Source organism: Photobacterium sp. ABD4_091 (assembly GCF_056160145.1).
Window position 1 is genome coordinate 22925 of sequence record NZ_JBSWWQ010000005.1, and the last position, 19048, is coordinate 41972.

The window sequence follows — 19048 nt, forward strand, 5'->3', positions numbered from 1 at the left end:
TCTTCATAAAAAAAACGCCGCTAAGCGGCGTTTTTTATTGCTTTCATTACGCGGCGATTACTGGCGCCACTGCTTGAATGCATTGATTAGGCCGTTGGTCGAGCTATCGTGGCTAGCGACTGCTTCTTCACCGCCTAGCTCAGGCAGGATCTGGTTAGCTAGCTGCTTGCCTAGCTCAACACCCCACTGGTCGAAGCTGAAGATGTTCCAGATCACACCCTGGGTGAAGATCTTGTGCTCATAAAGTGCAATCAGGGAGCCCAGTACCGCAGGGGTCACTTGCTTAACCAAGATAGAGTTGGTCGGGCGGTTGCCGTCGAATACCTTGAACGGTACCAGCTCTGCCACTTCTTCCAGCGTCTTGCCTGCTGCCAGGAACTCTGCTTCTACCTGCTCTTTGGTCTTGCCGAATGCCAGCGCTTCAGTTTGGGCAAAGAAGTTCGCCATCAGTTTTGGATGGTGGTCGCTCAGCGGGTTGTGACTGATTGCCGGGGCAATGAAGTCACAAGGGATCAGCTTGGTACCCTGGTGGATAAGCTGGTAGAACGCGTGCTGGCCGTTGGTGCCTGGCTCACCCCAGATAATTGGACCGGTTTGGTAATCGATTGGGTTGCCACCACGGTCGACACACTTACCGTTCGATTCCATGTTGCCCTGCTGGAAATAAGCAGCAAAGCGGTGCAGGTACTGGTCGTAAGGCAGGATAGCTTCAGACTCTGCGCCGTGGAAGTTGTTGTACCAAATACCGATCAGGGCAAGGATAACTGGCAGGTTCTGCTCAAGCGGTGCTTCTGCGAAGTGTTTATCCATCGCGTGGGCACCATCTAGTAGCTCGACGAAGTTATCGAAGCCGATAGCTAGGCTGATAGACAGGCCGATAGCCGAGCATAGCGAGTAACGACCACCAACCCAGTCCCAGAATTCGAACATGTTGTCAGTATCGATACCGAAATCAGACACTGATTGAGCATTGGTAGACAGTGCGGCAAAGTGCTTGGCAACGTGTGCCTGATCGCCCGCCGAAGCCAAGAACCAATCACGCGCAGAGTGGGCGTTGGTCATGGTTTCCTGGGTAGTGAAAGTCTTAGATGCAATCAGGAACAGCGTGGTTTCTGGGTTAAGACCCTTCAATGTCTCGGCGATGTGGGTGCCATCAACGTTAGACACGAAGTGCATGCCAAGGCGGGTTTTGTATGGAGCCAGCGCTTCGGTCACCATGTAAGGGCCAAGGTCAGAGCCACCGATACCAATGTTCACTACATCGGTGATTTCTTTGCCGGTGTAACCTTTCCATTCACCGTCAACGATACGTGCAGTGAAGGCTTTCATCTTTTCCAGTACCGCATTGACGTTTGGCATTACGTCTTCGCCGTCGACCATAACAGGCGTGTTGCTGCGGTTACGCAGTGCCGAGTGCAGTACTGCACGGTTTTCTGTCTTGTTGATCTTCTCACCGCTGAACAGATCAGCAATCGCCGCTTTCACTTCGGTTTGCTCTGCCAATGCAAACAGCTTGCTCATGGTGTCTTCAGTGATCAGGTTCTTTGAGAAATCCAAAAGGATGTCATCGCCAAAGTTGGCTGAGAACTTGTTGAAACGCTCGCTGTCGTTAGCAAACAGATCGCTAAGCTGAAGATCCTGGGCGTCTTCGAAGTGTGCAGTCAGCGCTTTCCACGCCTCGGTATGAGTCGGATTGATGTTTTTCAACATGATGAAGTTCCTGATTTTTAATTGTTAATCCATTAGTCTTGTCAGCATAATCCAAGCAATGGATCCCCGATCTTAGTAAATGTTGTTCGTTATGTTGACCCTAGTGTAGCTCAAGTTAACAGGTCAGCTAAATTTTTGTAATTTTACAACTTATGAATAATTATGACGTGAAGGGATACCTACCTTCATTGCGTCAGGTCACGAAACTTGAGAGTAAATGGCAAGCTCAGGAAACCGGCATATATTGACTATATAACCCGTTTCTTGCTCGTGTATTAAAAGGAATAATAACGATGTGGTACCAAAAAACAATCCAGCTCCGCCCCCGCGCCCGCGGCTTCCACCTAATTACCGATGAAATTGAACAACAAATTGCCGAGCTCGCACAAATCAAAACCGGGCTTGCCCACGTGTTTATCCAGCACACCTCAGCAAGTTTGAGCCTCAACGAAAACGCCGATCCAACCGTCCGCAGCGATATGGAGGCGCACTTTAACCAATCCGTGCCGGAGCGTGCCCCTTACTACCAGCACACCTATGAGGGCGATGACGATATGCCGGCTCATATCAAGGCATCGACAATAGGTAGCAGTATTAGTATGCCAATAAGTAACGGCCGGTTGGCCTTGGGAACCTGGCAGGGGATTTACCTAGGCGAACACCGCGACCACGGCGGTAGCCGGCGGCTGGTGATCACCCTGCAGGGAGAATAGCGGGTTACCAGGGAAAGTTGACTTGCTTGCGAGGTTTGCGTTTTTTTTCAACATCAACCACACAAAGAAAGTCTTCATGAAAGGCCGGCAGATCCAGCAATGCCTTGGGGATATACAGCCGCACTTTCGAGTCGGCCAAGATAATGGTTTGCGTGGCGCCTGCAGGCATACATACAATTTCGCCTGCTGTAAGCTTCATGCCATAGTTGAGCGATACTTTGCCATTCCTGCCGACGGATTTAACCAGGGGGTACCCAAACAGGGTCAATGGCTCTGAGGTAAGCTTGATGGTTTCGTTGAAGGTGGCTTCGATATAGATCAGCTCAGAATTAATCTGCTCTGCCAGCTTGTCGACTTCATATTTTATCGCCGCCGAGAAAACCCACTCATTGAGCACTGGCTCCCACTTCCCGCCCAGCTGCAGGCAGCGCTTGTACACGAAGTGATTCTTGCGACCGGTGGCGAGGGTGCAGATATCAATATTGCCCTGCTCTTCGAAGGGCATCAGCAGCCTGAACACACCGTCGTTGGCATGGTGGGCATAACGGTCGGTGATTTCCTCGACATGTAACATGAAAGTGCCCAGCGGCAGGGTCTGGCTGTTCTCGTCAATGATGATACGGCAGTGACTTGCCCCTTTGCGGCACAGAAAATAGGAGTCCTTGCGCTCTAGCACGGTAAATTCTTGCATCGGTCCCCAGTCCCCTCAAAAACAAAACAGCCTTATCTTGCTAGCATGGCGTCAGGTTAGTCAATCTCGTCGATAACCACGTGGCTATTACTCGACCTCAGGGACTGGATCCTGTCGAAAGTATCCCCTAGCTTGCCGGGTAATTTGTAACCGTGGGCGACCATCTCATCAATGTCCTTGTCCATCTCTGACTTCGGAATGTTGTTGGTCACTTCGCTAATAGCCGACTCCCGCTCATCGAGCTTGATGTCGCGGTCGTAGATTTCCACTTCCTCGAACGCTTCGAGATACAGGGTGCGGAACTCCTCGGCGATATACTTTTCCGACAGGGTACGGAGCTTGGCCGACTTGCGCTTGCTGATATAGATCTCGACCCGGCTGACCGGCTTTTTCAAGGTCAGGATATTGGTGCGGGCCTCGAGGATCTCGCGATCAGTCGGGGTATCTTTAAGGGCTTTGAAGACCGCAAAAGACGGCGGCCACTCTTGGCCTTTCTTGAGGCGTTCGTCAAGGTTGTCTTTGAGGCGGCGGTAGCTGTTGCGGTCCAGCGAGGCGGCAAACTGCATTAGCCTTTCACCTGGCTCATCACCGAACTCCTGGCGCACCTTGCTCTGCCCGAAGTTCATGTTCATGTCATACCAGAATTGCATGATTTTCTTCTGGCTGGTGCCGTTGTACTTATCCAGCATCATCTGGGTTTTCGGTGAGAAACCCGAGGCATCCTGGCTGCCTGCCGCAAAGCCAACCGCCCCGCGGTCCTCATGCTGCGCAGGTGGAACCGGTGTAGAGGAGGCAACCGGTGCAGAGCTCCTGACCGCAGGCGCTGCTGGCTGGCTCTGGGCCGGTACCGAAGGGGCGGGCTTAGCGCTAGGGTCGGCCGCCTTGGGCGCTTTGAGCTCGCTCTTTATCCGGTTCCAGTACTCGGCGTGAGTTTCACTGATATTTTTTGGTGAGCTCATAGCAAGTCATCTCCTTCGTCATCGCTCTTGAAGTTAAAGTTGGCAATCTTCTCTTCAAGGATATCAATCGCCCCCCGCTTGACGGTTTGCGGCCGAGCCGAAGAACGGTTATAACCCTGCTTGTAACTTTTCTCGCTGTGGAGGTGTGAATGCAGACGGCTCCTGAGCTCATCAAGCGAATAGAGCTGCTTGCTCGGGGTTTCCCGGACACGCTCAACAAAGGATGCCCACACCTGGGTCTGGTTGCCATAGCCACTCTTGAACATCACCGCTTCGGCCCATGGCTCAATGACATTCGGCGATAGCTCGAGGATATTGATTGCCTTACCGGAGATCGTCTTGTTAACCGGGGTTACCTGGGAGCGGTGGAAGCTCGAGACCCGCTTGGCATTACTGTAGACATCAGGGCTGCTGTGATGGGGCTGGCCATAGCTGGCCTGGCTGTTGGGTACACTTTGCTCCACATAGGTGTCAAAGTTCAGCCGGCCATTGATTTTGCCGCTACTGCGGTAACTCGCAGACGCCTTGTTCACACCAATGATCACCTGCTCCATGGACAACTTGGCAATTAGGTTATCGATCATGCTCTCGGAAGCACACATCATCTCCCTGAGCTGGGCCATGCTGGTAATGAATGCGCCGTCCCTGTCTGACAGCTCTGCCAAAGCCACCAGCAACAGCTTGTCTTCTAGGTTTACGGTTTTGTGGCTCCAGGCCTTTTCGAGATATTTCGATGACATGAGTATCTATACCAGAATAGTGATGGATAACGGCGAGACAGTGAAAGATATTGTAACAAACACAGGCAGTGGTACGAACAAGTATAGTTCAGTTTCTTTCTTGACCGGGCGGCTCGCCGCCCGTCAATTTCTTACACAGCTGCTAGAACGGCTGGTTGATCATCACCCTGAACAAGCTGTCCTCGCTGCCCCAGGCCATTTCGGTCCGAACCACAATGCCCTCGACCTGAAAACGCACGGCCCCGCCGAGGCTCCACTTCATATCACGGTGCAATTCCGCTAAGTCATAGTCGTCGGCCACCCGGCCGACATCGACAAAGGCCACCCATTGCCACCAAGGGACGTCATACCACTCAAATACCGGCCAATCTTCTAACGGTTGCCAGTCCGGCATCACCCGGTACTCCATGCTGTAGTTCAGAGCTGCCCGGTCAACAAAACGACCACCAGAAAAACTGCGCAGCCGGTACAGGCCACCCAGGCGGTTGGCAGCGTAGGCCGGCGGACGGCGAAACTCTTCACTGCCATTGACCTGCTCGGTACTGTTCCAGCTCGGGGTATCGGCCGTGTACATGTTCAAGGCCAGGATCTGTTGGTCGAACAGTTCGCCCAGATTGCCGAATGACCAGAACCAGCTCTGCTCGAATTCCCATTTCCACCAGCTGGCACGGTCACTGCTGCCGGGGTCGACCGTCACCGAAAACTGGCTTTGGCTCCCCTTGGTCGGGTTGCGGGTGTTGTTGCGGTTGTCCCAATCAAACCGGGTTTCCAGCCCCCAGATCTCTTCAGCCTCGCTATAATCAGCAGGCTCAATGTGCAAAGCCGGCAAATCATCGAACTCCCGCCCCTGGTAAAACGGCCTAAACTCCAATGAGCTGACACCACTTTGCCACGGCGTATGGCCGGTTAGCTTGCGGACTGGCATCAGCGCAGCTCTCAGGCCTTGGCTTTTGCCGGCACCCAACGGCAATACATAGCGCATCGATAAGCGGTACTGAAACTCTTTGGCGTCCGCCAACACCTTGTCATCTGCCGACGAGTCGTTGCTAGCAGCATCGCCAAGGTAATAGTCGAACTGCTTGTAACTGGCATCGAACAGCTCGGCACCAAACAGCCAACGGCTGTCCTGGCTAAGGATATAGTTGCTGGCGCCAAGATAGGTGAGCCAGGTGCCTTTCTCGCTATACACCCCGGCTCCGAGCAATGCAGCCTGCGGCTGGCCTGCCCCCTTGAGCAAGCCTGCCATACCGACAGAGATCCCCATCGCATCGGTCGAAAAAGCAAAAGGGACGAAAGCCGTTTCAGGATCCCATGTCGGCCAGCTATCGGCCCAGCTTGCGGTTGAGTATGAAAAAGCCGCAGCCAGTGCTGCGGCTTTGATAATCTTTGTCATTATAATAAGTTTATCAGTCCGTAATTATTGTGCTGGCTATTGGTAAGCCATCGCGACCCTGGATGTGAGTTTAGTCACCAGTTCATAGGCAATGGTTCCAATATGACCTGCAACCACCTCTGCTGGCAAGCCCTCGCCCCACAAAATAGCTTCGTCACCGACCTTGTCGGCCGAGTCTGGGCCGAGATCGACCGTCAGCATATCCATCGACACCCTGCCCGCCATCGGCACAATACGGCCATTGACCAACACCGGTGTGCCATTCGGCGCTGTCCGCGGGTAGCCATCACCATAGCCAATGGCGATAACCCCAACTTTGGTATCGCGCTCGCTGGTCCAGATCCCGCCATAGCCCACCGACTCGCCTTTTTTCACTTCGCGTACGGCGATCAGGCTGGAAGTCAATGTCATCACTGGCTTGAGGCCGTATGATGCTGCGCCGTGGCCATCTTCGGCAAACGGAGAGACACCGTACATAATGATACCCGGGCGGATCCATTCAAGATGGCTATCCGGCCAGGCCAGGATACCGGCAGACGCTGCCAGTGAGCGCTCACCGCGGCACCCATCGGTCAATGCCATGAAGGCATCAATCTGGTGTGGCGTGACATCGCTGGACAGTTCGTCGGCACAGCCAAAGTGGCTCATATAGCGCAACGGCTTGGCGACATTGGGGCAGGCATGGAGGCGCTCGACAAAATCGGCATACTGCTCAGGGCGAACCCCAAGGCGGTGCATGCCGGTATCTATCTTCAGCCACACCACCACTGGGCTATCCAGCTCAGCCTGCTCCAAGGCTTCTAGTTGCTCAATAGAGTGAACAACCGTGTGGATGTTGTTAGTGACCAGAACAGGCAAATCAGACGGGGCATAGAAACCCTCAAGCAACAGCACCGGTTTGACCACGCCACCTGCGCGCAGGGTCAGGGCTTCTTCAATACGGGCAACACCAAAGCCATCGACATCAGGCAGGCTCTTGGCGACATGCTCCAACCCATGGCCGTAACCGTTGGCCTTGACCACCGCCAAGATCTTGCTGTGCGGGGCCTGGCTGCGGATTTGCTGCAGGTTATGGGTCAGTGCCTCGGTATGGATATACGCTGTTGCCGCTTTCATCTTTGTTCCTACTTAATTCTTGCCCCGGCAAACCGGTACTACATTATTTGGCTAGCTCGGCCTTATTCATCATCGAAGGCCGGGCCGGCATAATTATCAAACCGAGAGAACTGCCCCTGGAAGGTCAAGCGCACCGTACCGATCGGGCCGTTACGCTGCTTACCGAGGATAATTTCGGCAATGCCCTTCAGTGCACTGTCCTCGTGGTAAACCTCGTCACGGTAAATGAACATGATCAAGTCGGCATCCTGCTCGATAGCGCCCGATTCACGCAGATCCGAGTTTACCGGGCGTTTGTCGGCACGCTGCTCCAACGAGCGGTTAAGCTGCGACAGCGCTACCACCGGCACATTAAGCTCTTTGGCCAGCGCCTTGAGCGAGCGGGAAATTTCCGCAATCTCCAAGGTACGGTTATCCTGCAAGCTTGGCACACGCATTAGCTGAAGGTAGTCAATCATGATCAGGCTAAGGCCACCATGGTCCCGGGCTATACGCCGTGCTCGCGAGCGCACTTCGGTCGGTGTCAGGCCCGAACTGTCATCGATATACATGTTCTTCTTCTCCAGCATTTTGCCCATCGCTGAAGACACTCGCGCCCAATCCTCGTCATCAAGCTGGCCGGTACGAATCTTGGTCTGGTCGACTCGCGCCAACGAGGCAAGCATACGCATCATGATCTGTTCCGATGGCATCTCCAGCGAGAAGATCAAAACCGGCTTTTCCTCGGCCATCGCTGCGTTCTCACACAGGTTCATGGCAAACGTGGTTTTACCCATCGACGGACGCGCCGCGACAATGATCAAATCCGAGCCCTGCAAGCCCGCCGTCTTCTTGTTCAGGTCGGTAAACCCGGTTGTCACGCCGGTCACACCATCCTGCGGCGTCTGGTAGAGGGTCTCGATACGCTCGAGGGTTTTTTCCAGGATCCCTTCAACATTCTGCGGTCCCTCGTTTTCCGAGGTACGCTGCTCGGCAATGGCAAACACCTTGCTCTCTGCCATATCCAGCAATTCTTCGCTGTCACGCCCCTGGGGATCATAACCGGCATCGGCAATTTCGTTGGCCACACTGATCATGTCACGGATCAATGCCCGTTCACGGACAATCTCGGCATAGGCCAGGATATTGGCTGCTGATGGCGTGTTCTTGGCCAACTCTGCCAGATAGGCAAAACCGCCCACATCTTCAAGTTGGTCGGCCGTTTCAAGGTGTTCAGACAGGGTGATAAGATCAAGCGGGTTACCCGCTTCCAACAAGGCCGCCGAGCCTTCGAAAATGATTCGGTGAGGGCGACTGTAGAAATCTTTGGCCACCACTTTCTCGGCAACAACATCCCATTTTTCGTTGTCCAGCATCAAGCCGCCGAGGACCGACTGCTCTGCCTCGAGCGAATGCGGCGCCATCTTAATTGCGTCCACCTTAGAGTCTTTTTGAGGATTCGGTTTGCTATTCTCTGCCATAGAAATTGAAATGATTGCCGGAAACTAGGCCGTGCATTATACCTTAATTCGAAAAGAGTCTACCTATCAATATAGCCTTGATGGCAATTTTCCCGGTTGAATTGCCATCTTAGGGGGTTAGGAGCAATTTGGGGCATTCTGTTTGTAATTCCTGACCTAAAGATGACATAAATCGGTTACACTGCGGTGCTTAGTCTTTATCTGTTCCGACCTACGAGGAGGCCGCTTGGCAAGAAAACTGTTCGCTATATTACTGCTTGCCAGCCCCCATGCCTTCGCCAACACCAGTGACGAACGCCCAACCCGGATCCCGCCACCCTTAGCCACTGAGCTGGAGCTCGGCTACCAGTCCCTGGGCGGAAACTCGGACTCGCAAACGCTCAACACCCGCATTGGCGGGGTCTATGTCAAAAATCAATACCGACACAGTGGCGAGCTGCGTTTCCTGCTGGCTGAAAAAGACGGGGAAGAGGACAAGCGCAAGGGACAGGTTGAGCTGCAGAGTGACAAAAAGATCAATGAGCGGACCTATGTGCTGGGCAACATCAACTATGTTGATGACCGCTACGGGCCTTACTTTACCGATTTCACCCTTGCAACCGGTATGGGTTACCAGTTAGTTCGGCGGGAGACCTTCCAGATGGAAGTGGAAGCCGGCCCGGGCTACCGCCACCAGGAGCCCAACCTCGATGAGATCGACGATGACGATATCATCCCACCGGAAACAGTCGATGAGCTGATCCTCCGAGGCAATGCCAAAATGACCTGGAAACCGTCGAAAACCGTTGAGCTGGGCGTGCGGCTGACCGGTATTGCCGGCAACAGCAACAGCACCATGGAAGCCGAGTTCAACCTCACGACCGACATCAGTGACTTTGCCGCCATCAAGATCACCAACAACCAGAAACTCAACAGCTGGGTGCCCGATGGCCTGAAAAAGCGCGACTCCGCCATGACGATCAACCTGCTATTCAAGATGTAATCCCGGCAACTACCCTTCTTACACCCTCTCCCACAGTTTAGTACTGGGTTTCAGGCATAAAAAAACCAGCCCGGAGGCTGGTTTTAATCAATCAACACAAAACGTTATTAGTCTTCAGCAACAACGTTTAGGTTAACAGTTGCGAATACGTCAGAGTGCAGCTGAACGCTGATCTCGAATTCGCCAGTCGTACGTAGTGCACCTTCTGGTAGGCGAACTTCGCTCTTCACTACTTCAACACCAGCCGCAGTGATTGCGTCAGCGATGTCACGAGTACCGATAGAACCGAATAGTTTACCTTCGTCACCAGCTTTAGATGCGATAACTACAGCTTCAAGCGCGTTAACTTTCTCAGCACGTGCTTCAGCAGCAGTAAGTTGCTCAGCAACTTTTGCTTCTAGCTCAGCACGACGAGCTTCGAACATTTCAACGTTAGCTTTAGTAGCCATTACTGCCTTGCCCTGTGGGATAAGGAAGTTACGAGCAAAACCCGCTTTAACGTTAACCTGATCGCCAAGGCCACCTAGGTTACCGATTTTATCAAGTAGAATAACTTGCATTATCTTGTCCTCTTAAACTTAATTAAACCGCTACCGATTACTGATGCTTGTCAGTGTACGGTAGAAGTGCTAGGTAACGAGAACGCTTGATAGCGCGAGCTAGCTGACGCTGGTATTTAGCGCGAGTACCAGTGATGCGGCTTGGTACGATTTTACCAGCTTCAGTGATGTAGTTTTTAAGAGTTGCTACGTCTTTGTAGTCAATCTCTTGTACGCCTTCTGCAGTGAAACGGCAGAACTTACGACGACGGAAGAAACGAGCCATGGGCTATCTCCTGATCTAAATTTTATCAATGTGGTTGGCATACAACATTAATCTACCGATGCTATTGCCTTCGGTTTGGTACGAGACAACGTCCCTTACCTTAATGTGGTTGCCAACAGCTAAAACTTGAGTGAGTATTTGTTGACCTTGCTTGCTAACCAGAACGCTAAAGCATTTCTTGCTAACAATGTGCTTCGCTTGGGGGCTTAAGCAATGACGCCAAACGACACCAGGCGATTGGTCGAGCAAAAATTACTCAGCTGCTGCTTCGCCTTCAGATTGTGCTGGAGCTGGTTGCTCTGCACGCTCTTCACGACGTGGGGCACGCTCTTCTTTAGCCTTCATCATTGGAGATGGCTCAGTGATAGCGCCTTTAGTACGCATGATCATGTTACGGATCACTGCATCGTTGAAACGGAAGTTAGACTCCAGCTCGTCAATTACAGACTGCTCAGCTTCAACGTTCAGTAGAACGTAGTGTGCTTTGTGCAGTTTGTTGATTGGGTAAGCCAGTTGACGACGGCCCCAATCTTCTAGACGATGAATCTGGCCGCCAGAATCTTTGATAGCAGCAGTGTAACGCTCGACCATGCCAGCAACCTGTTCGCTTTGATCAGGGTGCACCATGAATACGATTTCGTAATGACGCATTGGTTGCTCCTTACGGATTAATCAGCTTCTCGGATTGGCCCGGTTAACCAAGAGAAGCAAGGAACTAAAATAAATAACCGAGAATTTGGAGGCAGAATAGTACAGAGAATGGACAATTGAAGCAAGAGAAATTTGTGATGAAATGGGGTTCTGGGTTGCAGCCGAAGTGTTCCTAACTAATAGCAAGGGTCAAGTATTGCTTATACTTTTCCGATACCAATAAAAAAATCCACACAGCAAGCTGTGTGGACTTATCTTTTTACCTAGGGCCTAGGAACAGTTTTTCCCAGTTCCTGCTGTTACTGGCGTTGACGCACTGCCTCGAACAGGCAGATGCCAGTCGCGACCGATACGTTCAGGCTTGAGACCGAGCCAGCCATCGGAATTTTGATCAGATCATCACAGGTCTCGCGAGTCAGGCGGCGCATACCCTCGCCTTCAGCACCCATCACAATCGCCAGCGGGCCGGTCAGCTTGCTCTGGTAAAGATCATGAGTCGCCTCACCAGCGGTTCCCACCACCCATACGCCTTTGTCCTGCAGTGCACGCAGGGTACGGGCTAGGTTGGTCACACGGATTAGTGGCACTACTTCCGCTGCACCACAAGCTACCTTGCTAGCAGTCGCGTTTAGCTGCGCCGAACGGTCTTTCGGCACAATGACCGCCACCGCACCGGCTGCATCCGCATTACGCAGACAGGCGCCTAGGTTATGCGGGTCGGTCACGCCATCGAGTACCAACAGCAGCGGGCTCTCTTTGCCAGCCAGCACATCATCGAGGTCGTTCTCGTTGTACTGCTTGCCCGGGCGCACACGGGCAATAATACCCTGGTGTGATGCTCCTTTGGCTTTGTCGTCGAGTGCCTTGCGGCCTGCTTGCTGGATAGTGATACCCAGCATCTGCAGCTCGTTGATCACCGGCAACAAACGGTCATCCTCGCGGCCTTTCAACACAAAAACTTCAATGAAGCGTGAAGGGTCTGACGCCAAAACGGCTTTCACGGCATGGATGCCGAAAATCATGTTATTACTCATGGATTAGTTCTTCTTCGCTGCTCGTTCTTTCTTACCGGCACGCTGTTTCTTCTTGCGGACCTTGGTCGATTTTTTCTTCGCGGTCGGCTTACCCTTGCCGCCCTTCTTACCGGCCTTGCCTTCCGGTGCCTTATCTTCCTCAAGTTTCGGAATCGCACCGGCTTTCAGCTTCTGGCGCACCGAGCTACGTTCTTTCTTCGACTTCGAGCGCGACTCTTGTTCGGCCTCTCCATCTTTAACGCGGTATACCTTCATGCTCTGGCGCTGCATGCCCTCAGCTTTGCGCATGCGCTGTTTTTTCTCACGGCTCTTGGCGGTCTTGCCAGCCCCACGCGGCTTGCGGTTGCTGCCGACGATATCAAAGTCAATCTGGCGGTCATTGAGGTTAATCGACGCTACCTTGACTTTCACCGTATCACCCAGGCGATACACCTGACCGGAGCTATCACCAATCAGGCGCTGACCGATCGGATCATACTGGTAGTAATCATTGGCCAGGTTCGAGATATGAACAAGGCCATCAATGTTCAGCTCATTCAAACGAACAAAGAAACCGAAGCCGGTCACATTGGCAATGACCCCTTCGAACTCATCACCGACATGGTCTTGCATGTATTCACATTTCAGCCAGTCAGCCACATCACGGGTTGCATCATCAGCGCGGCGCTCGGTCATTGAACACTGCTCGCCGAGGGTATCCATATCGTCGAAAGAGTAATGGTAACCGCCTGTTGGCGTCCAGCGATCTTTGTTGGTCCCTTCTTGCTTGGCCACCAAATATTTGATCGCACGGTGCAGGGTCAAGTCCGGATAACGGCGGATCGGCGAGGTAAAGTGGGCATAGCGCTTCAGGGCCAAGCCGAAGTGACCGATATTATCAGCCTGATAAACCGCCTGCTTCATCGAGCGCAGCAGCATGGTCTGGATCAGCTCATGGTCAGGACGGCTCTGGATCATCGCCGCAAGGGCTGCATAGTCCTTCGGCGCAGGCTCCAAACCACCGGAAAGCTGCAAGCCGAGCTCGCCGAGGAAATCGCGGAAACCGGTAAGACGCTCTTCACCCGGAGTATCGTGTACCCGGTACAGCGCCGGCTCTTTGGCTTTCTCGACAAACGAGGCCGAGGCGATATTAGCCAGGATCATACACTCTTCGATGATCTTGTGGGCATCGTTACGTTCAGCTGGCACAATGCGGTCAATCTTGCGATCGGCATTGAAGATGAACTGGGTTTCGACAGTTTCGAACTCAATGGCCCCGCGCTCTTCACGTGAAGTCTTGAGCACCTTGTACATGCTATACAGCTCTTCAAGGTGTGGCACCAATGGCGCGTAACGCTCGCGCAGTTCCTCGTCGCCTTCCAGCATCTTACTAACCTTGGTGTAGGTCAGGCGGGCATGGGAGTTCATTACCGCTTCGTAGTGCTTATAGCCGGATAGGTTGCCGGATGCCGAGATGGTCATCTCACACACCATACACAGGCGGTCAACCTGCGGGTTGAGCGAGCACAAGCCGTTGGAAAGGACTTCCGGCAGCATCGGGATCACCTGAGACGGGAAGTATACCGAGTTACCACGACGTACGGCTTCAGTATCAAGCGCGGAACCCGGACGGACATAATGAGAAACATCAGCAATTGCCACCCAAAGACGCCAGCCGCCTGATTTCTTGCGCTCACAGTAAACTGCATCGTCGAAGTCACGGGCATCTTCGCCGTCAATCGTTACCAATGGCAGGTCACGCAAGTCAACACGGCCCTTCTTGGCCTCCTCAGGGACTTCTTCGCCAAGCCCCTGGATCTGTTTATCGACTTCCGCCGGCCACTCGTGGGGAATATCATGAGTACGCAGGGCGATTTCAATTTCCATCCCCGGCGCCATATTCTCGCCCAGTACCTCGACCACCTTACCGACGGCATTGTACTGACGGGTAGCACGCTGATTGATTTCCACAACCACCACGTTGCCCATCCGGGCTCCCATACGTTGGTCATTCGGGATCACGATATCCTGAGCAATGCGAGAGTCATCCGGCACCACATAACCCATACCGTCCTCGATAAAGAAGCGGCCGACAATCTGCCCTTCGTATTGCTGCAATACACGAACCACACGGCCTTCACGGCGGCCGCGCTTATCGGTACCAGCGACCTGAGCCAGGATGTAATCGCCGTGGATCACCCCACGCATCTGGTGGTGGGGAAGCAGCAAGTCTTCTTCCTTGCTGTGGGTGCCTTCCGGACGCAGAAAGCCAAACCCGTCCCGGTGGCCAATGACATGACCCTTGATCAAGTCGAGGCGCTCAGGCAGGGCGTAGCACTGGCGGCGGGTGAAGATCAGCTGGCCATCACGCTCCATCGCGCGCAGGCGACGGCGCAAGCCTTCATACTGGTCATCGCCCTCAAGTTTTAGCTCTTCAAACAGCTGATCGCGGCTGACGGGCGCCGAGTAACCGCGAATCACTTCCAGCAGCATCTCGCGGCTGGGAATAGGATTTTCGTAGTTTGATGCTTCGCGATCGCGAAAAGGATCGACCGGTAAATCGGTAGTACCTTTTGACATAATTAGATCCAAGTTGGCGAAGAGATACTTCAAGTATATCCGCGCCCTAGGTGAACAGACGGGAGCCAAGTCGAAAAATTAGCTCCCCAGAGAGATTTTGAAGTTATTGATTTTCTATCACTGCACTGGCTGGCCCAACAGGACACGCAGGGGCGGGTTGTCATTGATCATTTCTGACAGGGTGTGATTATCCAGCTCATTGAGGAATGCCTGGCGTGCATCGAAAAGGATACCTTTCAGTTTGCAGGCCGGGGTGATATGGCAAAAGTCCTCACTGCAATTGACGATCTGCAAGGGCTCTATCGCCCGCACGACATCACCAACCACGATTTTATCGGCTGGCATGCCCAGGCGGATCCCACCATTTTTGCCGCGTACTGTCTCGACGTAACCCAGCTGTCCCAGCTTGTTGATGATCTTCACCATATGGTTACGTGACACACCGTATACCTCGGTCACTTTGGTAATACTCGTCAGCTCCCCCTGTGGCAGGGTCGCTAGGTATATAAGGGCGCGCAGGCCGTAATCGGTAAAACTCGTCAGTTGCACAATAACTCCTCCTGCCGACATTTTAATCTGGTTATTGACTAAAAGATACAGATACGATACAACTTAAAACATATATTATAAATACACCATTAAAGGTAAAGTCATGCTTAGCTCCCAAACTATCGATATCGTCAAGGCAACCGCCCCAGTGATCGCCCAAACTGGCCCAGCCCTCACAGCCCATTTCTACGAGCGTATGTTCAGCCACAACCCTGAGCTCAAAGATGTTTTTAATATGAGCAACCAGCGCAACGGCGACCAGCGCGAAGCGCTATTCAATGCTATCTGCGCCTACGCCAACAATATCGAAAACCTGCCGGCCCTGCTGCCGGCAGTGGAAAAAATAGCCCATAAACACACCAGCTTCATGATCACCGCCGAGCAATACGCGATTGTTGGCGGCCACCTGCTGGGTACCATTGACGATCTGCTTTCGCCAGGCCAAGAAGTCTTAGACGCGTGGGCGGAAGCCTACGGCCTGCTTGCCAATATCTTTATCAAGCGCGAAGAAGAGATCTACCAGGAAAACGAAGGCAAGTCGGGCGGCTGGCGCGGCACCCGCGAATTTATCCTGAACGAGAAAACCCAAGAGAGCGAAGTGATCACCAGCTTCACCTTCAAGCCTGCCGACGGCGGTACGGTGGCTGGCTACCTGCCAGGCCAATACCTTGGGATCTACCTCCAGCCAGAAGGCTTCGAGTACCAGGAAATCCGCCAATACAGCCTATCTACTGCGCCACAGGCCAATCAGTACCGTATTTCGGTCAAGCGCGAAGAGGGTGGCAAGGTCTCGAGCTATCTGCACGATGCCTTGCAAGTGGGCGATAAAGTCCAGCTTGCCCCACCTGCCGGCGACTTTTTCCTTGATGTGGAACCCGGTACACCAGTGGCATTGCTTTCTGCCGGTGTCGGCCTAACACCGACCCTGTCGATGCTTGAAGCCCTGACGGCTCACCAAGCCGATGTGCACTGGCTACATGCTGCCGAGAACGGCGGCCACCATGCTTTCAAACACACCGTCGCGCGCATGGTCGCCGAGCACGACCACTTTACCAGCCACACCTGGTACCGTGAGCCGCTGGCTTCAGACAGCCAAGCAGAGGACTTCCAGTTTGACGGTATGATGGATCTGAACAAGATCAAAGAGCTGGTCACGACCCCGGGCATGCACTATTACTTCTGTGGTCCGGTCGGCTTCATGCAGCATGTCGCCAAGCAGCTACTGGAGATGGGCGTTGCCGAAGAGCAGCTTCACTACGAATGCTTCGGCCCGCACAAGGTGATTTAACCGCAACGAAAAAGAGAGGCGCCAGCCTCTCTTTTTTTATTTCCACCCTAGGCTTGGCACTCGCCACAACCGCAGTTCCTCAGCTTCCTGCTCCCTGGCTTACCAGAAACTATCCCGCCGCTTGGCCCTGGCAATGACATTGGCCGGCATCCGGTTTTCCAACCCGCGGCGCAAGCTCGCAATCTTGTTGTGGGTGCTTTGGCTTGCCGTCACCGTGTTGTACAGCCAGCGGTAGGCATCTTCAAAGTCGAGCGGGCTGCCGTAGTTGCTCAGCAGCAACTCGGCAAGCTGGATGCGGGCATCGACATTACCCATAGCAGCGGCTTCACGCAGGTAGGGGATCGCCCGCTCCCGATCTTGCTGGACCAGAGTACCGCGGGCGTAATAACGCCCGAGCTGCTCTAACGCTGCTGGCGAGCCTTGCTGGGCAGCCGACTGCATGTAGTGGATGCCAAGCTCGACATCGCGGTCGACACACACGCCCCAGGCAAGCATGTCGCCGTAGAGAAACTGGTAGGAAGGGGATTCGACCCGGATCGCCCTGGCTTCAATATCCTGTACCAGCTGGCAATCATCAGCCCTCACCTGCTGCAAATGGCTGTTGGAGACGAACATCCGGTTGAGCGCATTTTCGCTGTACACAGGTACAGCATCACCCACCTCTTCCAGGGCGGAAGCAGGCATCGCGCTGCACAAGGCAATAGCAAAGGCTAATGGGCGTAGGCTCATGGATAGATCTCTTTCCAAACGTGCTAACGTTATCGGCGGCAGAGCAGCAGACTTTAGAGAAAAAACACCCTAAACGGCAATTTTCCGGCGTTTCAATGACATAGTCTAATTAGGTTTTTGACGCAATCAGCAAAGCTCGGTTTTGGAACCAACCCCTCCTCGAGGGTTTAGTTCCGCTACAGAAAACAGATTGATCTGTCGGCGAGAAACCATAAAAAAAGCCAGCCCCTTGAGGCTGGCTTTCGTATCAATCATTACCATTGCAGTACTATCACATTGCTCTCGCAATGCACTCGCACAGCAATCAGCAATTACTCACCGTATGGGTGAACCTTGATGATTGTCTCGTTACGGTCAGGACCGGTAGAGATGATGTCAACTGGCACGCCAGTTAGCTCTTCGATACGAGCGATGTAGTCTAGTGCAGTCTGCGGAAGGGCATCCAGAGACTTAGCACCGAATGTTGTTTCAGACCAGCCAGGTACTGTTTCGTAGATTGGCTCAATGTTCTCGTAAGCGTCAGCCGCCATTGGAGAGACATCTAGGATTTCGCCATCTTTGGTCTTGTAGCCAGTACAGATCTTGATCTCTTCCAGGCCATCCAGTACGTCTAGCTTGGTTAGGCAGAAGCCAGAGATTGAGTTGATCTGGATAGCACGGCGCATAGCAACGGCATCGAACCAACCCGTACGGCGTAGACGACCTGTGGTCGCGCCAAACTCGTTACCCACTTCACCCAGGTGCTTACCAACTGGGTCTTGCTTGTCTAGACCGTCGTATAGCTCAGTCGGGAATGGACCTGCGCCAACACGTGTGCAGTATGCTTTCGCAATACCCAGGATGTAACCTAGGTGGCGAGGACCGAAGCCAGAACCTGCTGCAACGCCACCAGCAGTGGTGTTTGAAGAGGTTACGTACGGGTAAGTACCATGGTCGATATCTAGCAGTGTGCCCTGCGCACCTTCGAACATGATCTTGTCGCCACGCAGACGCGCGTCGTCAAGTTCTTTAGTTACGTCGATAACCATTGCAGTCAGGATATCAGCCTGTGCCATGATGTTTTCAAGTACTTCTTCGTAGCTTACCGGCTCAGCATTGTAGTAGTGCTCAAGCTGGAAGTTGTGGTAAGCCATAACTTCTTTAAGCTTCTCGGCAAATGCTTCTTTGTCGAACAGGTCGCCAACACGTAGGCCACGGCGAGCAACTTTATCTTCGTAAGCTGGACCGATACCACGGCCAGTTGTACCGATCGCTTTCTTACCACGAGCGATTTCACGCGCTTGGTCTAGAGCGATGTGGTATGGAAGGATTAGCGGACAAGCTTCTGACAGGAACAGACGTTCACGAACAGGGATACCACGTTCTTCTAGCGGGCCCATTTCTTTCATCAGTGCGTCTGGAGAAAGTACTACACCGTTACCGATGATACATTTAACGTTGTCACGTAGGATACCTGATGGGATCAGGTGAAGGACAGTTTTTTCACCGTCAATGACTAGGGTGTGACCAGCGTTGTGACCACCTTGGTAGCGCACTACGTATTTTGCATCTTCGGTCAATAGATCTACGATCTTACCTTTACCTTCGTCACCCCATTGGGTGCCAAGAACGACTACATTATTTGCCATCTTTCTTCGTCTATCAGTAGT

At 53.1% G+C, this 19048-nt stretch carries 18 protein-coding genes; 3 read left to right on the forward strand and 15 right to left on the reverse strand.

The window, feature by feature from the left end; all coding sequences use genetic code 11:
* Nucleotides 1–57: 57 nt before the first annotated feature.
* Nucleotides 58–1710 (reverse strand): glucose-6-phosphate isomerase, encoded by a 1653-nt coding sequence (gene pgi, locus ACXAGQ_RS26885; protein ID WP_475258125.1) that lies wholly within the window; start codon nucleotides 1708–1710, stop codon nucleotides 58–60.
* A gap of 293 nt (nucleotides 1711–2003) precedes the next feature.
* On the opposite strand from pgi, the gene ACXAGQ_RS26890 reads away from it, so the two are divergent.
* Nucleotides 2004–2423 carry a secondary thiamine-phosphate synthase enzyme YjbQ gene (locus ACXAGQ_RS26890; protein ID WP_475258126.1) on the forward strand — a complete coding sequence of 140 codons (420 nt, stop codon included), beginning with the start codon at nucleotides 2004–2006 and terminating at the stop codon, nucleotides 2421–2423.
* A gap of 4 nt (nucleotides 2424–2427) precedes the next feature.
* Here ACXAGQ_RS26890 and ACXAGQ_RS26895 read toward each other — a convergent pair whose 3' ends face one another.
* From ACXAGQ_RS26895 to ACXAGQ_RS26920, 6 genes are all read right to left on the reverse strand, one after another.
* On the reverse strand, nucleotides 2428–3114 hold the full coding sequence (locus ACXAGQ_RS26895) for a hypothetical protein (RefSeq protein WP_475258127.1): 687 nt from the start codon (nucleotides 3112–3114) through the stop codon (nucleotides 2428–2430).
* A gap of 56 nt (nucleotides 3115–3170) precedes the next feature.
* Nucleotides 3171–4073: a hypothetical protein gene (locus ACXAGQ_RS26900; protein WP_475258128.1), complete on the reverse strand. Its 903-nt coding sequence runs from the start codon at nucleotides 4071–4073 to the stop codon at nucleotides 3171–3173.
* Nucleotides 4070–4813 carry a hypothetical protein gene (locus tag ACXAGQ_RS26905; protein WP_475258129.1) on the reverse strand — a complete coding sequence of 248 codons (744 nt, stop codon included), beginning with the start codon at nucleotides 4811–4813 and terminating at the stop codon, nucleotides 4070–4072. The genes ACXAGQ_RS26900 and ACXAGQ_RS26905 overlap by 4 nt, the downstream gene beginning before the upstream one ends.
* 142 nt (nucleotides 4814–4955) lie before the next feature.
* On the reverse strand, nucleotides 4956–6206 hold the full coding sequence (locus ACXAGQ_RS26910) for a BamA/TamA family outer membrane protein (RefSeq protein ID WP_475258131.1): 1251 nt from the start codon (nucleotides 6204–6206) through the stop codon (nucleotides 4956–4958).
* A 36-nt stretch (nucleotides 6207–6242) separates the two neighbouring features.
* Nucleotides 6243–7322, reverse strand: a complete 1080-nt coding sequence (gene alr, locus ACXAGQ_RS26915; protein WP_475258132.1) for an alanine racemase — start codon at nucleotides 7320–7322, stop codon at nucleotides 6243–6245.
* A gap of 62 nt (nucleotides 7323–7384) precedes the next feature.
* Complete coding sequence (locus tag ACXAGQ_RS26920; RefSeq protein WP_475258134.1) at nucleotides 7385–8782, reverse strand: replicative DNA helicase; 1398 nt, start codon at nucleotides 8780–8782, stop codon at nucleotides 7385–7387.
* Nucleotides 8783–9008: 226 nt separating this feature from the next.
* Between ACXAGQ_RS26920 and ACXAGQ_RS26925 the strand changes: the two genes are divergently transcribed.
* A complete protein-coding gene (locus ACXAGQ_RS26925) occupies nucleotides 9009–9764 on the forward strand; it encodes a DUF481 domain-containing protein (RefSeq protein WP_475258136.1) in 756 nt (251 codons plus the stop codon).
* A gap of 107 nt (nucleotides 9765–9871) precedes the next feature.
* On the opposite strand, the gene rplI is transcribed toward ACXAGQ_RS26925, so the two are convergent.
* From rplI to nsrR, 6 genes are all read right to left on the reverse strand, one after another.
* Entirely contained in the window at nucleotides 9872–10324 is a 453-nt protein-coding gene (rplI, locus tag ACXAGQ_RS26930) for a 50S ribosomal protein L9 (protein ID WP_475258138.1), read from the reverse strand.
* 37 nt (nucleotides 10325–10361) lie between these two features.
* A complete protein-coding gene (gene rpsR, locus ACXAGQ_RS26935) occupies nucleotides 10362–10589 on the reverse strand; it encodes a 30S ribosomal protein S18 (protein ID WP_002539422.1) in 228 nt (75 codons plus the stop codon).
* Between the two features lie 252 nt (nucleotides 10590–10841).
* Entirely contained in the window at nucleotides 10842–11240 is a 399-nt protein-coding gene (gene rpsF / locus ACXAGQ_RS26940) for a 30S ribosomal protein S6 (protein ID WP_107351035.1), read from the reverse strand.
* A gap of 299 nt (nucleotides 11241–11539) precedes the next feature.
* On the reverse strand, nucleotides 11540–12274 hold the full coding sequence (gene rlmB, locus ACXAGQ_RS26945) for a 23S rRNA (guanosine(2251)-2'-O)-methyltransferase RlmB (RefSeq protein WP_475258140.1): 735 nt from the start codon (nucleotides 12272–12274) through the stop codon (nucleotides 11540–11542).
* A gap of 3 nt (nucleotides 12275–12277) precedes the next feature.
* Entirely contained in the window at nucleotides 12278–14833 is a 2556-nt protein-coding gene (gene rnr / locus ACXAGQ_RS26950; protein ID WP_475258142.1) for a ribonuclease R, read from the reverse strand.
* Nucleotides 14834–14950: 117 nt separating this feature from the next.
* Nucleotides 14951–15382: a nitric oxide-sensing transcriptional repressor NsrR gene (gene nsrR / locus ACXAGQ_RS26955; RefSeq protein WP_475258144.1), complete on the reverse strand. Its 432-nt coding sequence runs from the start codon at nucleotides 15380–15382 to the stop codon at nucleotides 14951–14953.
* A 103-nt stretch (nucleotides 15383–15485) separates the two neighbouring features.
* On the opposite strand from nsrR, the gene hmpA reads away from it, so the two are divergent.
* Complete coding sequence (gene hmpA, locus ACXAGQ_RS26960) at nucleotides 15486–16670, forward strand: NO-inducible flavohemoprotein (protein ID WP_475258145.1); 1185 nt, start codon at nucleotides 15486–15488, stop codon at nucleotides 16668–16670.
* A 99-nt stretch (nucleotides 16671–16769) separates the two neighbouring features.
* Here hmpA and motX read toward each other — a convergent pair whose 3' ends face one another.
* Together motX and ACXAGQ_RS26970 are read right to left on the reverse strand one after the other, a co-directional pair.
* On the reverse strand, nucleotides 16770–17399 hold the full coding sequence (gene motX / locus ACXAGQ_RS26965) for a flagellar protein MotX (RefSeq protein WP_475258147.1): 630 nt from the start codon (nucleotides 17397–17399) through the stop codon (nucleotides 16770–16772).
* 311 nt (nucleotides 17400–17710) lie between these two features.
* The gene (locus ACXAGQ_RS26970) at nucleotides 17711–19027 is read right to left on the reverse strand and encodes an adenylosuccinate synthase (protein WP_475258148.1); all 1317 of its coding nucleotides are present in this window, start codon (nucleotides 19025–19027) and stop codon (nucleotides 17711–17713) included.
* Between the last annotated feature and the right edge of the window lie 21 nt (nucleotides 19028–19048).

Excerpts from the sequence above, each read along its gene's own strand:
- ACXAGQ_RS26905 (WP_475258129.1), bottom strand. The coding sequence starts at position 4,813 with ATGTCATCGAAATATCTCGAAAAGGCCTGGAGCCACAAAACCGTAAAC.
- ACXAGQ_RS26890 (WP_475258126.1), top strand. The coding sequence starts at position 2,004 with ATGTGGTACCAAAAAACAATCCAGCTCCGCCCCCGCGCCCGCGGCTTC.
- motX (WP_475258147.1), bottom strand. The coding sequence starts at position 17,399 with ATGAGCCTACGCCCATTAGCCTTTGCTATTGCCTTGTGCAGCGCGATG.
- ACXAGQ_RS26970 (WP_475258148.1), bottom strand. The coding sequence starts at position 19,027 with ATGGCAAATAATGTAGTCGTTCTTGGCACCCAATGGGGTGACGAAGGT.
- rplI (WP_475258138.1), bottom strand. The coding sequence starts at position 10,324 with ATGCAAGTTATTCTACTTGATAAAATCGGTAACCTAGGTGGCCTTGGC.
- ACXAGQ_RS26900 (WP_475258128.1), bottom strand. The coding sequence starts at position 4,073 with ATGAGCTCACCAAAAAATATCAGTGAAACTCACGCCGAGTACTGGAAC.
- ACXAGQ_RS26910 (WP_475258131.1), bottom strand. The coding sequence starts at position 6,206 with ATGACAAAGATTATCAAAGCCGCAGCACTGGCTGCGGCTTTTTCATAC.
- ACXAGQ_RS26895 (WP_475258127.1), bottom strand. The coding sequence starts at position 3,114 with ATGCAAGAATTTACCGTGCTAGAGCGCAAGGACTCCTATTTTCTGTGC.
- alr (WP_475258132.1), bottom strand. The coding sequence starts at position 7,322 with ATGAAAGCGGCAACAGCGTATATCCATACCGAGGCACTGACCCATAAC.
- rlmB (WP_475258140.1), bottom strand. The coding sequence starts at position 12,274 with ATGAGTAATAACATGATTTTCGGCATCCATGCCGTGAAAGCCGTTTTG.
- hmpA (WP_475258145.1), top strand. The coding sequence starts at position 15,486 with ATGCTTAGCTCCCAAACTATCGATATCGTCAAGGCAACCGCCCCAGTG.
- ACXAGQ_RS26920 (WP_475258134.1), bottom strand. The coding sequence starts at position 8,782 with ATGGCAGAGAATAGCAAACCGAATCCTCAAAAAGACTCTAAGGTGGAC.
- pgi (WP_475258125.1), bottom strand. The coding sequence starts at position 1,710 with ATGTTGAAAAACATCAATCCGACTCATACCGAGGCGTGGAAAGCGCTG.
- rpsR (WP_002539422.1), bottom strand. The coding sequence starts at position 10,589 with ATGGCTCGTTTCTTCCGTCGTCGTAAGTTCTGCCGTTTCACTGCAGAA.
- rpsF (WP_107351035.1), bottom strand. The coding sequence starts at position 11,240 with ATGCGTCATTACGAAATCGTATTCATGGTGCACCCTGATCAAAGCGAA.
- rnr (WP_475258142.1), bottom strand. The coding sequence starts at position 14,833 with ATGTCAAAAGGTACTACCGATTTACCGGTCGATCCTTTTCGCGATCGC.